Source organism: Peribacillus sp. YIM B13472 (assembly GCF_042788005.1).
In the GTDB taxonomy this organism is placed as follows: Bacteria; Bacillota; Bacilli; order Bacillales; family DSM-1321; genus Peribacillus; species Peribacillus simplex_E.
In genome coordinates this window covers 109,234-123,788 of the sequence record NZ_JBHZPG010000002.1, presented here as the reverse complement: position 1 = coordinate 123,788, position 14,555 = coordinate 109,234, and the positions used below count along the sequence as shown (strand labels likewise).

Sequence of the window (14,555 nt, the reverse complement as noted above, 5' to 3'; positions counted from 1 at the left end):
TCTGTATCACCATCACACAAACAAATCAATTTCACATCAGGCTTACATATTGACTCATATTCAATCCTAACTCCCATGTTACTAAGAGATTTAAAACGACATCACGAGCCATTCTGAGAGTCTGTGTGCATGTGTGTATGGATTTCTCAATACTTCAAATCACTTCGTATCTAGCACAAAAAAGAACTTGGATAACTTCCAAGTTCTTTATCATTGTTATTAACCTCAACCACCCGATCGTGGATTTAACATTTTGTTTTATGTCTTTAATGTAGTAATAAAAGGGATTCACCAATCTGAAAAACCCCTTAACAATTTTTTTGTTTTTCTTGTAACTAGATACTTTTACTCTAATTCTACATATTTTTGCTTTGCTGAAGAAGTTTGGATTCTCCTGTACGCTCCCATTCTTCTACTGTTTCATATGCTTTTTCGGGAGAATATCCTTTCCCCACAAGAACTCCCATTAGAATAAATTCTTGAAGAATGTGTGTAGCATTTATTCCTCTTTTAACATCCTCTAAACCTTCTTTTACCAAAAATTCTGTGTACTGTATCCATTCATCTGGAGTCTTGCCAGAAATAACTGTATTTCTATTGCCATGACCGTAAACTTCTTCCGAAGCCACTGCATCTGCTTTTGTTACATGAACAGTACCAAACGGATGGTTAGGCGGAGCATAAATTGAGTAAAGTTTTAACGGGATATTACCTGTATTGGTTACATTGTGCCACGTTCCTGCAGGTATCATGATGGCAGAATCATCATAAACATTACTTACAAAGTTTAAGTTATCTTTTCTCTTGCCCATTTGAACAAACCCTTGACCTTGTTCAATACGTAAAAATTGGTCAACGTTAGGGTGAATTTCTAAACCGATATCTTCACCAACTTTTAGACTCATCAATGTAACTTGCAAATGATTTCCTGTCCATAAAGCTGTTCGATAGGTATTGTTTTGTTTCGTAGCCTCATTGATATTAACTACATATGGTTTCGGTCCATAATCTTTTACCTCAATGTTATTTCTTCTATTTAATGATTGTACAAAATCCAAATGGTTAGCATCATTAGTATTCCAATAATAGGGCTGTCTTACATAGTTATTCATTGGTACATTAACATAATAAGGATTTTGATATTGGTATGGATACATACAAGGAGCATAGTACATTTTTTTAACCCCTTCACAGATTTATTAAATTATCCTATGCACTAGATGGCAATGACACAGAAGAAAACCCCTTGTCTAACCAGCAGCAGGTGTACCTGCAACTGCACCGTTTTTCCTTTGCCCTAATTCTTGGTCCAACAATAAAAGGGCAGACGGATTATTACCAGCCAAGTTCAGACCATTAACGATGGTTAGACTCTCTAAGTTAGTGTATGGAAAATGAAACTGAAAGTAACTTGTATCATAACAAATATTAATTATTAGAAGTTCAGAAAGCAAAAGAAGCATATTGTTATGGCTTGTTTTCTGTGTCAGAAAGCAATAAAAGACGAGTTTTATTAACATGTGTATCTTTTGATGATTACGACCTCATGTTCAATCATCCGCTCCAATATACAAAAAGGGACCAGCCTCAATTAAAAGACCCGCCTGTGATTCTTATTTAATCCGTATTCATTTCAGCAATCCATCTAATAGCTTGGAACTTTGCAATTGGATTAGTTCTCTTTGATTCCCTAGAAATCTCAAATTCAACTCCATCGATTTCAATTTTATTTGGTGCGACGGCTTCTTCTACTTTTGGTTTTGATATCAGACAGCTGGTGCATTTAAAATACTTTAATAGCAACTCCCACATTGGAGCATATTGCTTCATAATCTTTATACATTTAATCCTATCCGAATCAGACTTATTAGCGGTATTCTTTTCTCGTCCTTTAGCAAGTTCTAATGAATGCTTGCTTTGTAAATCCTTGTAAACCTGAGTCATGATAAAGGCACTTTCCTCAGTTAACCTGTAAGTGAAGTCCAGTTCTCCTTTCTCTTGCAATCTATTGAGGTAGTCCAACACCCCTAAATCACTTTCTTGTATTACACAAAAGTGAGCATCATAGTAAAATAACAAGTTCAGCTGTTTCCTTAATTGCTCACCAAATTCCTTATTGAAAGCCTTAACCTCTTTCATATTGTTCTTGAATAAGTCTCTTCCTTTAAGTCCATGAGCATTGAGGAGAATACGTCTTATTTCAGCTATTGCCTTAATCTCTTGCCTTGTTAGGCTTCTGTGTCTGTTTTTTGTTGTACAGCCCCATATTTCCTTCTGATGAATAATTACTTTTGCTTTAGCCAACTTGTTGAAGACAGAAACAAGACTGGATTTAATATGTTTAAGGAAAATTTGTAAGAACTCATTTAACATATCAATATCCAAATCGTTCTTATTGTAATCTTTGTTCACCTCACTGAACTGCTCTTGTAGTTTTTCCAGATAAATACCTTTATCACCATATAATGCACCTGTTAGCCTTCTATCAATGATACCTAGTTCTGTAATCCATTTAGTCGCACTCATAGGTCTTACTTTATTATCATTCTGAATCAGATAGTTTACCACAAGTGAGTTCAATTCAAACTCGCCAATCAATTGCCCTTGACCATTGTTAGAACGCTTATCAACTCGGTCAGCTTTTTTAGAGCGTTTCCCACTGCATGTGATGATACGCTTTGCCCCTCTACCTTCAACCGTGTATGATTCCCACTCTTGCTCAACTGATTTGAGGAGGATACTAAATTCCTTCCCAGTAAGATTACCTTTATTCTTGAATGATTGCTTCTGAGCTTTGCTTCCATACTTCTTAACCAATTCCGCTAATGTAAATACTTGTTTCAATTAAATACCCTTTTCTCATGACTAAGATTTGCTATTGTTTGCAGCCATGTGAATCAACTCCCTTATAGTTTTTTTTGCTTAGAAAAATGAACGCCTTAATGTTCAAATATCCCTTAATTTTATTGATGATTCATGCTATAAATTTCTGTACCGAATCGACCTCTTAATATAAAGTACTTAGTACCCCGATTCGGTACAGTTTTTTTGCCCTTGATTCATTCGGTTTTTATTGATGATTCGAGATATCGATGCTTCAAAAAATGAGCATCAAAACTCAGCACTCACTTTTTAGGTCAGGTTCAAGGGCATTGGGCTTGACCGCCCCGTCACTCGCTACGCTACGTTCCTCCTAGCCTAGTTGCACCCTCGGAAAAACACCGAGGGCGACAACTTATACACTCCTCTTTTTTGCTTACGCTATTTTCTTTTTCTTGGGATTGAGCGTCTTCTTCTTTTGAGATTGCTTGCAGTGTTTAGTCAAGTTCTTAAAATCGGCAAGGGCTTTATCAATGCGTTCATATGAGACTTGTTTCCACCAACTATCGAATAGATGATTTCTCATATCACTGAACGTCCATTCTCGATCTGAATCGTCAACAATTTTTCCTATCACCCTTTGGATTGCATGGATTTCTTCTCTAGGATTTTCTCTTTCATTGAATTCGGGGATGTACCTCTGAATTATAATTGTTTCCTTTTTCTTCAGCAGATCTTTATCCATAGGAACGAATATCACTTCTATAGAAGAAGGATTTGATTCAATCAGTTTCAAAAGATTAGCATTGATGTGCTGTTTGCTATCCTTTTTTAAATAACCACAATTAAATCTTTTCCACAAATTCTCACTTTGTCCTACATATTTCAGCTTATTATTAACATGAAAGAAGTATAATCCGCTTTCCTGAACTAAATTCTGTTGATACTTCCCTAACTCATTAAATTTGACTCTGAACGATTTACTCGAATCAATTTCGATTTTAAACAATGATACTTGAAGCTAGTGTAAGCCCTCACTCTCGACAATATATCATTGCCCGACACTACGATTTTCAGCAACTTCATCACCCCGCTTTCTTTTATTGGATTGGATTTGTTTTGGATTGCTTATTTTGGTCTAGATACTGTTCAAACTTAGCACGATACTTTCATGTCAGTTCATATCTATAATTCAATTATACAAAACCCCAAATTGCCCATTTTCGCAAGAACCGTCAGAAAAAATCAGGGGAATCTCGTAAAAGTGTCCACCAAGAACTTTTTTTAGGTAATTTATGGATAAGGGTTGAGTCACAGTAAAAATGGTATTTAAGGAAAACAATAGTGTGGTATATGTGCTTCGAGATTAATGTTATAAATACTTGGAAAGTAGGTGTTTTGGTTGGTTGTAGAGTAGCAAATATTCGCTTCGTATCGGAGATTATAAAACGTTTTTTTGTGGATTAACCTGCTGCCCACCATTGTAGATGATGATTAACAAAGTCTCTTCCCCTCTTCAGGATAAAATAAAGAGAGCAACCATGCGGTTGCCCTCGGGGAATACATATACCCTTTTTGCCAAAGGATACAGGCAATGGAGTTTCAACAAACATACGATTACAAATTCATCAAAGGACTAGATTTTGATGCTAGTTCTAGAATATTCTCTGTTTCCAGCCCTTGCAAATACCTCTTAGTTACTTGAATATTTTCGTGTCCCGCAATCCTTGAACAACTATATAAGTCTAATCCATTCCTCAAGTTAGATTGAATAGAGTAGTGTCGTAACGTGTGCGGACTACATCTAATATCTTCTCTTACATTTGCTTTGACACCTGCATTTCTAACAACATTCTGAATTTGCACACCTGTCAAAGGTCTTCCGCTCCTTGATAAGAAGTAATTTCCATGATCTAATTTCTTATTTTTAAAATAGCCTTCTTTTATCCGCTCATATCTAATCATGTACTTCTTCAACATCAAGCTAATCGGAACATAACGCCATTTTGAACCTTTACCAAACACTCTAATATTTGTTTCATTAATCCAACCAGACTGTATATTGATTAACTCAGTCATTCTTATACCTGTATCAACGAACATGGCAATAATGACTTTGTTGCGTGCGTTTAAGTAACTCTTAAAGTCATATACCCCAATCATCTTAGCTACTTCCTTGTCTGTAAATGTTTTGATAACGACCTTATCCTCTTTTAACAACTTTATCTTTGCTAATACATTGAGACTGACGTATTCCTCATTAACTAAATAACTATAAAAAGCCCTCAAAGACTTAATTATTGTATTAATGTAGTTGGACTTGTTCCCTATTTCACTTTGATACTGAATAAACTTCTTAATGTGCAAGGAGGAAACATCCTCAACATCTGAAATATCATGATGGGTTTCCAAGAAATTAATCAATTGACCGACATTGTAATTGTACGTTTCAATCGTCCTCTTAGAGTAGTTCTTAATCTGCAAGTCAAATGTAAACTCCTTCAGCAAATCTTTAATAAACATAAAAAAACCTCCTATTTAATGCGGATTTCCACATATAAATAGGAGGTTAAAAGCAATAAACTGTACGACAAAGTTCATGTTTTTGTATGACTTAATTCAAGCCCCTTGAATTTGCCTTGTACGACAAAGTTCAACCGCTTATAACATGAAAATAATTACTTCTTCAAGTTATAGAAAGATTTCAAGCCGCCATATACAGCCAAGTCACCAAGCTGATCTTCGATGCGAAGAAGTTGGTTGTATTTAGCGATACGGTCTGTACGGGACATTGAACCAGTTTTGATTTGTCCTGCGTTTGTTGCAACGGCAATATCAGCGATCGTTGCATCTTCCGTTTCACCGGAACGGTGGGAAACGACTGCAGTGTAGCCTGCGCGTTTAGCCATTTCGATTGCATCAAACGTTTCTGTCAGTGTACCAATTTGGTTCACTTTGATCAGGATGGAGTTACCGATGCCTTTTTCGATGCCTTCAGCCAATTTTTTCGTGTTCGTTACGAAAAGATCGTCACCAACAAGTTGAACTTTAGAACCGATGCGTTCCGTTAGAAGTTTGTGGCCTTCCCAGTCATTTTCATCCAGGCCGTCTTCGATGGAGAGAATAGGGAACTCATTCACTAGCTCTTCATAGAAAGCAACCATCTCTTCGGATGTAACACCATTGCGGCCTTCGCCTGCAAGATCATATTTGCCTGTTTCTTTGTTATAGAATTCAGATGAAGCTACGTCCATGCCAAGGTAGATATCTTCGCCTGCTTTGTAGCCAGCTTTTTCAATTGCCTCGATGATGACTTGCAGTGCTTCACGGTTTGAACCAAGGTTTGGCGCAAAGCCGCCTTCATCGCCGACTGCCGTATTCAAGCCTTTGGCAGAAAGGACAGATTTCAATGCATGGAATACTTCAGCACCCATACGAACTGCTTCTTTGAAGCTAGGAGCGCCTACAGGAAGGATCATGAATTCCTGGAAGTCAACATTGTTATCGGCATGTGATCCGCCGTTAATGATGTTCATCATTGGAGTTGGAAGTTGTTTCGCATTGAACCCTCCAAGGTAACGATACAAAGGTAAACCTGAAAATTCCGCAGCGGCATGGGCAGCAGCCATTGACACGCCAAGGATTGCATTAGCTCCCAGGTTTCCTTTGTTTTCAGTGCCATCCAATTCAATCATAGTGAGGTCAAGGCCTGCTTGGTTCGTTACATCCAAACCGATTACAGCTTCAGCAATGATATCATTTACATTATCGACTGCTTTTTGTACCCCTTTACCCAGGTAACGAGATTTATCTCCGTCACGAAGCTCAACCGCTTCGTGTTCCCCTGTTGAAGCACCTGATGGTACGATTGCACGTCCAAAGTATCCGGACTCTGTTTGGATTTCTACTTCTATTGTTGGATTACCACGGGAATCTAGCACTTCGCGTGCATATACATGTTCGATGTACGGCATTATAAATCTCTCCTTTTCCTCTTCACAATTTTATTTAGATAATAGGGATTTCCCTGTCATTTCAACAGGTTTTTCGACTCCAAGCAAATCAAGCATCGTTGGAGCTAAATCGCCTAAGATACCACCTGTTCTTAATGTTACCTGATTTTTAGTGATAATGACAGGCACGGGATTGGTAGTATGGGCTGTCATGGGGTTGCCTTCAAGCGTTACGACTTCATCAGCATTCCCATGGTCAGCGGTAATGATTGCTGTACCGCCTTTAGAGACGATTAAATCGACAATCCTGCCTAGGCATTCATCCACTGTTTCAATCGCTTTAATGGTAGGCTCAAGCATCCCTGAATGACCAACCATGTCCGGGTTGGCGAAATTCAAGAGAATGGCATCAAAGCGGTCAGCCTCAATCTGTTCCACCAATGCATCCGTCACTTCATAAGCACTCATTTCCGGCTGTAAATCATATGTTGCGACTTTCGGAGAATTAATTAAAATCCTCTCTTCACCAGGAAACTTCTCTTCACGTCCGCCGCTCATGAAAAACGTCACATGCGGATATTTTTCAGTTTCAGCGATACGAAGCTGGGTAAGCTGGTTTTGGGAAAGTACTTCCCCTAATGTATTATCAAGATTTGTCGGATTAAATGCAACATATCCGTCAACTGTTTCTGAAAAATGTGTCAAGCAGACAAAGTGGAGATGCTTCGGATGTCCAGGACCGCGGTCAAATGAGCGAAAATCCTCATTCGTGAACGTATTGGAAATCTGGATCGCCCGGTCTGGACGGAAGTTATAAAAGATTACGGCATCATCATCTTTAATCGTTGCCACCGGTTTACCGTCTTCCGCCGTTATGACTGAAGGTATCACGAACTCGTCAAAAATACCATGTTCGTAGGAATCCTCGACACATTCCATCGCCGAAGAGTAAGCAGGGCCATCACCATACACCATCGAACGGTAGGATTTCTCCACACGTTCCCAGCGCTTATCACGGTCCATCGAATAATATCTTCCGGATATGGTCGCAAACTGACCAACACCGATTTCCTTCATTTTCGCTTCCGCTTCCTTAATATAACCTTGCGCCGTTTTCGGTCCGACATCACGGCCATCTAAAAATGCATGTACATATACATTTTTAACTCCTTCTTTTGCTGCCAATTTCAGCAGGGCATACATATGTTCAATATGACTGTGCACGCCGCCATCTGAAAGAAGACCGAAAAGATGCAGGTCCGTGCCTTTTTCCTTGGTATGGCTCATGGCATCGACCAAAGTTGGATTTTGTGCAAACTCGCCTTCACGGATAGCCAGGTTCACACGGGTCAGACTTTGATAAACGATCCGCCCTGCCCCGATATTCAAATGCCCCACTTCCGAGTTCCCCATTTGACCGGCAGGCAAGCCGACCGCTTCCCCGCTTGCAGTTAAATGGGAATGCGGATACTGTTCCCAGTAACGGTCAAAGTTCGGTTTTTTCGCATGAAAAACAGCATTTCCCTTTTCTTCGTTACGGCAGCCAAAACCGTCTAAGATGATAAGTGCCACAGGCGACTTACTCATAGTGACCAGCCTCCAGCAATTGTAAAAATGAATCGGATTTCAGGCTTGCACCGCCAACCAATGCACCGTCTATATCAGGTTGTGCCATGTACTCTTTAATATTCTCAGGTTTTACACTGCCACCGTACTGTATGCGGATGGCTGCAGCTGCTTCATTTGAAAATTTGTCGGCAACAACTGAGCGGATATGTGCACAAACTTCATTTGCATCTTGAGCAGATGACGATTTTCCTGTTCCAATCGCCCAAATCGGCTCATAAGCAATAACGGCTTGTTTCAATTGATCCTCAGATAATCCTGCCAAGCCTTTTTCAATCTGGCTGCCTACGAAATCATTCGTTTCGCCAGCTTCCCTTTGCTCAAGTGTTTCACCGCAGCAAACGATCGGGGTCAACTGGCGGGCAAAAGCGGCATGAGCTTTTTTATTAACGGCTTCATCCGTTTCATTGAACATTTCCCGGCGCTCAGAATGACCAAGTATGACGTAGGATACACCAAGATCAGCCAATGCGATTGGGCTGATTTCTCCTGTGAAAGCACCGCTTTCTTCAAAGTGCATGTTCTGCGCCCCGATTTTCACATCGGTTCCTTTTGCTGCTTGAACCAGCTGATCCAAAAATAAAGCTGGAGCACATACAACCGTATCGATTACATCTTGCTTCGGAATCAAATTGCTCACTTCTTCTAAAAAGGCAGTCGCTTCAGATAGTGTTTTATTCATTTTCCAGTTTCCTGCAATAATCGGTTTACGCATTTGGTTTCTCATCCCTTCTAAAGTTGAAATATGTAACGGATTGATCTTATTTATCGTTCAAGGCCACAACGCCAGGCAACTCTTTGCCTTCCATGAACTCAAGAGATGCACCGCCGCCAGTTGAAATATGGGACATCTTTTCTGCCAAGCCAAACTTTTCTGCAGCTGCGGCTGAATCCCCTCCGCCTACAATGCTGTACGTATCTTTTGCTTCCGCCAATGCTCTAGCAACCGTTCTCGTTCCATTCGCAAATTTATCGAACTCGAATACACCCATTGGTCCATTCCAAATCACTAGCTTAGAACTTTTGATTACATCCGCAAATAAATCACTTGTTTTTGGACCGATATCAAGAGCCATTTTATCATTTGGAATAGCATCGATGTCGACATTCTCTGCCTCTGCATCAGGTGAAAATTCAGCCGATACGACTGCATCGATAGGTAAATGGAGCTTTACGCCTTTTTCTTTTGCACTTTCGATGAAAGATTTGGCCAATTCTATTTTGTCTTCTTCCAATAAAGAATTACCGATTTCATGACCTTGCGCTTTAATGAATGTATAACCCAGACCACCACCAATGATCAAGTGATCGACTTTTTCCAAAAGGTTTTCGATAACGCCTATCTTATCCTTTACTTTTGCTCCGCCAATTATAGCTGTAAAAGGACGTTCCGGGTTCGATAGGGCTTTTCCTAGTACAGAAAGCTCTTTTTCCATCAGCAATCCGGCAACAGCTGGGAGATGGTGTGCTATTCCTTCAGTTGAAGCATGTGCACGATGCGCAGCTCCAAATGCATCGTTAACATAAACATCAGCCAGTGCAGCAAATGACTTCGCCAATTCTTGATCGTTCTTCTCTTCTCCTGGATAGAAACGAACGTTTTCCAACAACAGGATCTCGCCATTTTGCATGTTATCAATCATTGATTGCACGGTCTCTCCGTAAGCTTCTTCTGCCTTTTGCACGTCTTTGCCACTAAGTTCGCTTAGTCTTTTTGCAACAGGTGCTAGACGCAATTCTTCAACGACTTGTCCTTTAGGACGGCCAAGGTGGCTGGCTAAGATGACTTTAGCTCCCTGATCTGTCAGATAAGAAATCGTCGGCAGTGCTGCTTTGATTCTAGTATCGTCCGAAATCTTTCCGTCCTGCATCGGCACATTGAAATCAACACGGCAAAATACGCGTTTCCCCTTTAATTCCATATCTTTAATCGACTTTTTATTCATAATCCAAGAACCTCCTTAGATATTGTTATCATATTTTTGATTCTTTTAGCCAAAAAGGGAGAGGGTAAATTTCCCAACTCCCCTTTTCTCTTTTTCATTATAGTCGGTTTCCAGGAAATTATCCAAAAACAAGAAATGTAAACGCTTGACTGATTAATGACTTACTAATAATATCATCTTCTGCCAAGTTTTTTTAGAGGTGTGATAAAAAAAACCTCACCTTGGTGAGGTTTTTTTATTATTCTAATTACAATCCTTTTTTAGCCAAATAATCGATCAAATCAACAACACGGCTAGAATATCCTGTTTCATTATCATACCAAGATAATACTTTAACCATGTTTCCTTCCATTACCATTGTGGAAAGGGCATCAATTGTAGATGACGATGGGTTACCGTTATAGTCAGTTGATACTAACGGAAGTTCGCTGTACTCAAGAATTCCTTTTAATTCGCCTTCAGAAGCCTTTTTGAATGCTGCGTTAACTTCTTCAACTGTTGTGTCTTTTTCAAGCTCTGCAACAAGGTCGACAACAGACACGTTTGGAGTAGGTACGCGCATTGCCATACCATTCAATTTCCCTTTAAGTTCAGGAAGGACAAGTGCAACAGCTTTTGCTGCCCCAGTTGTTGTAGGAATGATATTCTCGGCAGCTGCACGTGCACGGCGGTAATCTTTATGAGGCAAATCAAGGATTTGCTGATCATTTGTATAAGAGTGAACAGTAGTCATCATACCGCGTTTGATTCCGAATTGTTCATGAAGCACTTTAGCAAATGGAGCCAAGCAGTTCGTTGTACAAGAAGCATTAGAGATTACATGGTGGTTTGCTGCATCATATTTGTCTTCATTTACACCCATGACAATCGTGATATCTTCATCAGATGCAGGAGCAGAGATGATTACTTTTTTCGCGCCAGCTTCTAAATGCTTAGCTGCATCCGCACGTTTTGTGAAACGTCCTGTAGATTCTACAACTACTTCTACTCCTAATTCACCCCATGCTAATTGTGCAGGATCACGTTCAGCCAATACTTTTACTTTGTGACCATCAACAACAAGGTAATCCCCATCAACTGTTACTTTTTCATTAAGAGATCCATGAATTGTATCGTATTGAAGAAGGTGCGCTAACATATTAGCATCCGTTAAGTCGTTAATAGCAACAATCTCTACCCCAGGATTACTCAATGCTGCACGAAATACATTACGTCCAATACGTCCAAAACCATTAATACCAACTTTTACTGCCATGAAAAATTCCTCCTTTTAAGTTCGCAAATATATTAAGGGGTGTAATTCCCCTGAATTAACTCTTGTGCCGCCGCTTCATCCGTGATCAAAACGGTTGATGAAGGTGCGCCTTTCATGTAGGAACGGATAGCCTTTGCTTTAGTTTTGCCACCTGCCACAGTTATCACTCGCTTTTCAGGGCTAAGGTCATCTAACTGGATGCCGACTGTCAAAACTTTATGAACAACTTTGCCGTTTTCATCGTAATAATAACCGAATGCCTCTCCTACAGCATTTCCATCTAACAGCTTCTTTAACATTTCTGGCGAAGAATTTCTTCTCTCTGCCATCGCCATGGCATCACCGATTCCATGAATGATCATATCGGCAGATTTAATTTGGGAAATCACTTCTTTAATTGCAGGTTCCTTCTGAAACGAAGCATAAACCTCACCGCTTAATTGATCGGGTACATATAACACTCTGTATGAGGCCTGTGCCTTCTGTGCCATTTTTTCGACAATCGTATTGGCCTGATTCTGCACTGCTTCACCAATTCCCCCGCGGGCAGGGACAAATATCAATTTCTTCGACGCTTCATCAGGTGACAACGAATTAGCCACTTCGGCCATTGTCGATCCGCCAGTAACCGCAATGATATTCTTTGAGTTCCATTCCCGTTTCATACGGTTTGCACAAGCTTTACCCAATTCTTTTTTCACCCATGGGGTCTCATCACAATTTCCTGAGACAATAATGACCTCATCCACTTGTAACAAATCCTGCAATTGCCGTTCCATTATGTCTATACCCATTACTTCACGCATTATTCCTTCTAACTTATCCAGGATTTCAATCCCTTCATCAGTCAGCGTCATGCCAGAGCTGAATATGTTAACCAGGTTCTGACTTTTCAGAAAATCAACCTCGCCTCTAAGCGTCCGTTCTGTCAAATTAAGGCTCACGGACAGACTGCGCCTTCCAACCGGCTGCATCATTTTGATATAACGCAGGATATCATATCTTTTTTGCATAACCAGAAGGAAATCTGGTAATAATTTTCTTTGTACCTCGAGTAATGTACGCATATTTAAAACTCCTAAAAAGTTAAGTTGGGCATTTAATGTCCCGCGTAGTCATTTTCTGTCCCACTTAAAACAAAAAAATATTCCTGCTACATATTTTATTCTAGCAGGAACGGAATGTTTCTTCAAATGATTTGAAAAATTATTTTTCCAAAAGCCTATTTAGAGCTGATTTATCAACATTTCCGAATTGAACGATATCATCTTTCCATTCTACGACAGGAATCATCAGCCCGAATTTCTCTAGCAAATCATCATCGGTATGGATATCGATTTCCTTATAGCCTATGCCCGACTCCGCTTTCACTTCTTCAAGTACCTGCTTGGCTTTATCACATAACGGGCATTTATCCCTACTATATAAAACAAACGCATTTGATTCCAAACCACTCATCCTTTTCAATCATATCTTTTTCGTTTTGATGAAGAAGGGATCCCTAATTGTTCCCGGTATTTGGCAACAGTTCGGCGTGCCAGGATAATTCCATGCTCCTCTTTCAACCGTTCTACCAGGTCTTGATCCGAAAGCGGCTTTTGTTTATTTTCCCCATTGATGGCTGCCTGCAGGCTCTTTTTTGCTTGCATGCCCGACATATCCTCATCAAGGCCGACTGACTGTAAAGAAGTAGTGAAAAATATCCGCATCTCTATCGTGCCAAATGGTGTCTGCACGTATTTCCCTTTAACCGCCCGGCTTACTGTGGACTCATGTATACCAAGTTCGTCGGCTATTTCTTTCATCGTCATCGGCTTCAAATAGTTCAGGCCATGATGAAAGCACGCCGGCTGTTTTTCGACGATGCACTGAATGACCTTCAATATAGTTTCTTTTCTTTGTTGGATCCCTCTGGAGATCCATTGGTATTCCTGCCACTTATCCTGGATAAACCGTTGAACTCCCTGATCCTTATGGCTCTTCATTCGGTTTAAATACCCTTTATCCACATTAAGGTTGGGTGTGTTACCATCATAATTCCCGACAAGCAGCATGCCATCCCGAACTTCCACGACCACATCCGGCACTATATAAGAAGGCTTTTCCTGAAAAAAAAGTGAAGCCGGACGCGGATTCAACGTCTGGACATAATCAAAGACTTCTTGAATCTCCTTCATTGTAACACCGATTTTCTTACTTAGGTCTTTCCAGCGCTTTTCAGCAAAATCGAGGAAATGATTTTCTATGATCGATTCTGCCAGCAGGTTCTCCCCTTCTGCTCTCACCTGAAGCAAAAGGCATTCTTGAAGGTTTCTCGCTCCAATGCCATGCGGCTCAAGTTCCTGTAAAATCGAGAGACTCTCTTCCAAAACGGCCGGAGATATGCCTGGGACGCATATATCATCCAGCTGAGTCCTTAAGTAACCGTTTTCATCAAGGTTATGAATTAAAAGCAGCATTGCCTTCTGCTGCTCACCTGAAAACTGCTGGTGATTCACCTGGGACATGATATGCTGTTCAAGCGATAAAGTATCTTCACTGATCTGTTCAATCCAATAGTTGGCATCATACGTATTTTTAAGAGTCCGTTTACCCTTTTTCCGGTCAAAAGTTGGCTGAAATAAAGAAGATGTTGGCTGATCTATGGACAGTAATGGATTCTCCACCGTTTTATTTTCTAAAAAAGCCGATAGCTCCTGCGAGGAGTATTGCAGCAATGTAATAGCTTGCATAAGCTCCTGGGTCATTGCCATCTTTAATGTTTGCTGTTGAAAAAGTCCTGCTTTCATATTCATACTCATCGATTCATCCCTCCCCCACTCCATTTTACATTATCAGGAGAAAATTCTACACAAAAACCCATGAAAACGCTTACGATTTTTTTCTGAATAGTTTATTTGTTTTAAATACTATATGTTAGAAATGCAAATTTAACAACTACTTTTATTGAAAAAT

Annotated in this window: 12 protein-coding genes; all 12 read right to left on the bottom strand. The window is 40.0% G+C overall.

The window, feature by feature from the left end; genetic code table 11:
• Window positions 1–356 precede the first annotated feature (356 nt).
• Complete coding sequence (locus tag ACFX4I_RS02290; RefSeq protein WP_377418885.1) at window positions 357–1,175, bottom strand: cupin domain-containing protein; 819 nt, start codon at window positions 1,173–1,175, stop codon at window positions 357–359.
• A gap of 442 nt (window positions 1,176–1,617) precedes the next feature.
• Window positions 1,618–2,844, bottom strand: coding sequence for a hypothetical protein (locus ACFX4I_RS02285; protein WP_377418882.1), 1,227 nt, complete (start codon window positions 2,842–2,844; stop codon window positions 1,618–1,620).
• A gap of 412 nt (window positions 2,845–3,256) precedes the next feature.
• The gene (locus ACFX4I_RS02280; RefSeq protein ID WP_377418879.1) at window positions 3,257–3,829 is read right to left on the bottom strand and encodes a GIY-YIG nuclease family protein; all 573 of its coding nucleotides are present in this window, start codon (window positions 3,827–3,829) and stop codon (window positions 3,257–3,259) included.
• A gap of 608 nt (window positions 3,830–4,437) precedes the next feature.
• Entirely contained in the window at window positions 4,438–5,343 is a 906-nt protein-coding gene (locus ACFX4I_RS02275; protein ID WP_377418876.1) for a tyrosine-type recombinase/integrase, read from the bottom strand.
• A gap of 155 nt (window positions 5,344–5,498) precedes the next feature.
• Entirely contained in the window at window positions 5,499–6,794 is a 1,296-nt protein-coding gene (gene eno, locus ACFX4I_RS02270; protein ID WP_098371542.1) for a phosphopyruvate hydratase, read from the bottom strand.
• A gap of 30 nt (window positions 6,795–6,824) precedes the next feature.
• Window positions 6,825–8,360 (bottom strand): 2,3-bisphosphoglycerate-independent phosphoglycerate mutase, encoded by a 1,536-nt coding sequence (gene gpmI, locus ACFX4I_RS02265; RefSeq protein WP_377418874.1) that lies wholly within the window; start codon window positions 8,358–8,360, stop codon window positions 6,825–6,827.
• The gene (gene tpiA, locus ACFX4I_RS02260; protein ID WP_230303610.1) at window positions 8,353–9,114 is read right to left on the bottom strand and encodes a triose-phosphate isomerase; all 762 of its coding nucleotides are present in this window, start codon (window positions 9,112–9,114) and stop codon (window positions 8,353–8,355) included. The genes gpmI and tpiA overlap by 8 nt, the downstream gene beginning before the upstream one ends.
• Before the next feature lie 46 nt (window positions 9,115–9,160).
• A complete protein-coding gene (locus ACFX4I_RS02255; RefSeq protein ID WP_230303611.1) occupies window positions 9,161–10,345 on the bottom strand; it encodes a phosphoglycerate kinase in 1,185 nt (394 codons plus the stop codon).
• A 247-nt stretch (window positions 10,346–10,592) separates the two neighbouring features.
• Entirely contained in the window at window positions 10,593–11,600 is a 1,008-nt protein-coding gene (gap, locus tag ACFX4I_RS02250) for a type I glyceraldehyde-3-phosphate dehydrogenase (protein WP_076368241.1), read from the bottom strand.
• Between the two features lie 32 nt (window positions 11,601–11,632).
• Window positions 11,633–12,667, bottom strand: a complete 1,035-nt coding sequence (locus tag ACFX4I_RS02245) for a sugar-binding transcriptional regulator (RefSeq protein ID WP_098371545.1) — start codon at window positions 12,665–12,667, stop codon at window positions 11,633–11,635.
• Window positions 12,668–12,806: 139 nt separating this feature from the next.
• The gene (locus ACFX4I_RS02240; protein ID WP_286201338.1) at window positions 12,807–13,049 is read right to left on the bottom strand and encodes a glutaredoxin family protein; all 243 of its coding nucleotides are present in this window, start codon (window positions 13,047–13,049) and stop codon (window positions 12,807–12,809) included.
• A gap of 14 nt (window positions 13,050–13,063) precedes the next feature.
• Window positions 13,064–14,401 carry an RNA polymerase factor sigma-54 gene (gene rpoN / locus ACFX4I_RS02235; protein WP_309519658.1) on the bottom strand — a complete coding sequence of 446 codons (1,338 nt, stop codon included), beginning with the start codon at window positions 14,399–14,401 and terminating at the stop codon, window positions 13,064–13,066.
• Window positions 14,402–14,555: the final 154 nt, after the last annotated feature.

Bases quoted from the DNA above. Each gene is read 5' to 3' on its own strand.
- ACFX4I_RS02290 (WP_377418885.1), bottom strand. From the start codon at position 1,175: ATGTACTATGCTCCTTGTATGTATCCATACCAATATCAAAATCCTTAT.
- ACFX4I_RS02275 (WP_377418876.1), bottom strand. From the start codon at position 5,343: ATGTTTATTAAAGATTTGCTGAAGGAGTTTACATTTGACTTGCAGATT.
- eno (WP_098371542.1), bottom strand. From the start codon at position 6,794: ATGCCGTACATCGAACATGTATATGCACGCGAAGTGCTAGATTCCCGT.
- gpmI (WP_377418874.1), bottom strand. From the start codon at position 8,360: ATGAGTAAGTCGCCTGTGGCACTTATCATCTTAGACGGTTTTGGCTGC.
- tpiA (WP_230303610.1), bottom strand. From the start codon at position 9,114: ATGCGTAAACCGATTATTGCAGGAAACTGGAAAATGAATAAAACACTA.
- ACFX4I_RS02255 (WP_230303611.1), bottom strand. From the start codon at position 10,345: ATGAATAAAAAGTCGATTAAAGATATGGAATTAAAGGGGAAACGCGTA.
- gap (WP_076368241.1), bottom strand. From the start codon at position 11,600: ATGGCAGTAAAAGTTGGTATTAATGGTTTTGGACGTATTGGACGTAAT.
- ACFX4I_RS02245 (WP_098371545.1), bottom strand. From the start codon at position 12,667: ATGCGTACATTACTCGAGGTACAAAGAAAATTATTACCAGATTTCCTT.
- rpoN (WP_309519658.1), bottom strand. From the start codon at position 14,401: ATGAGTATGAATATGAAAGCAGGACTTTTTCAACAGCAAACATTAAAG.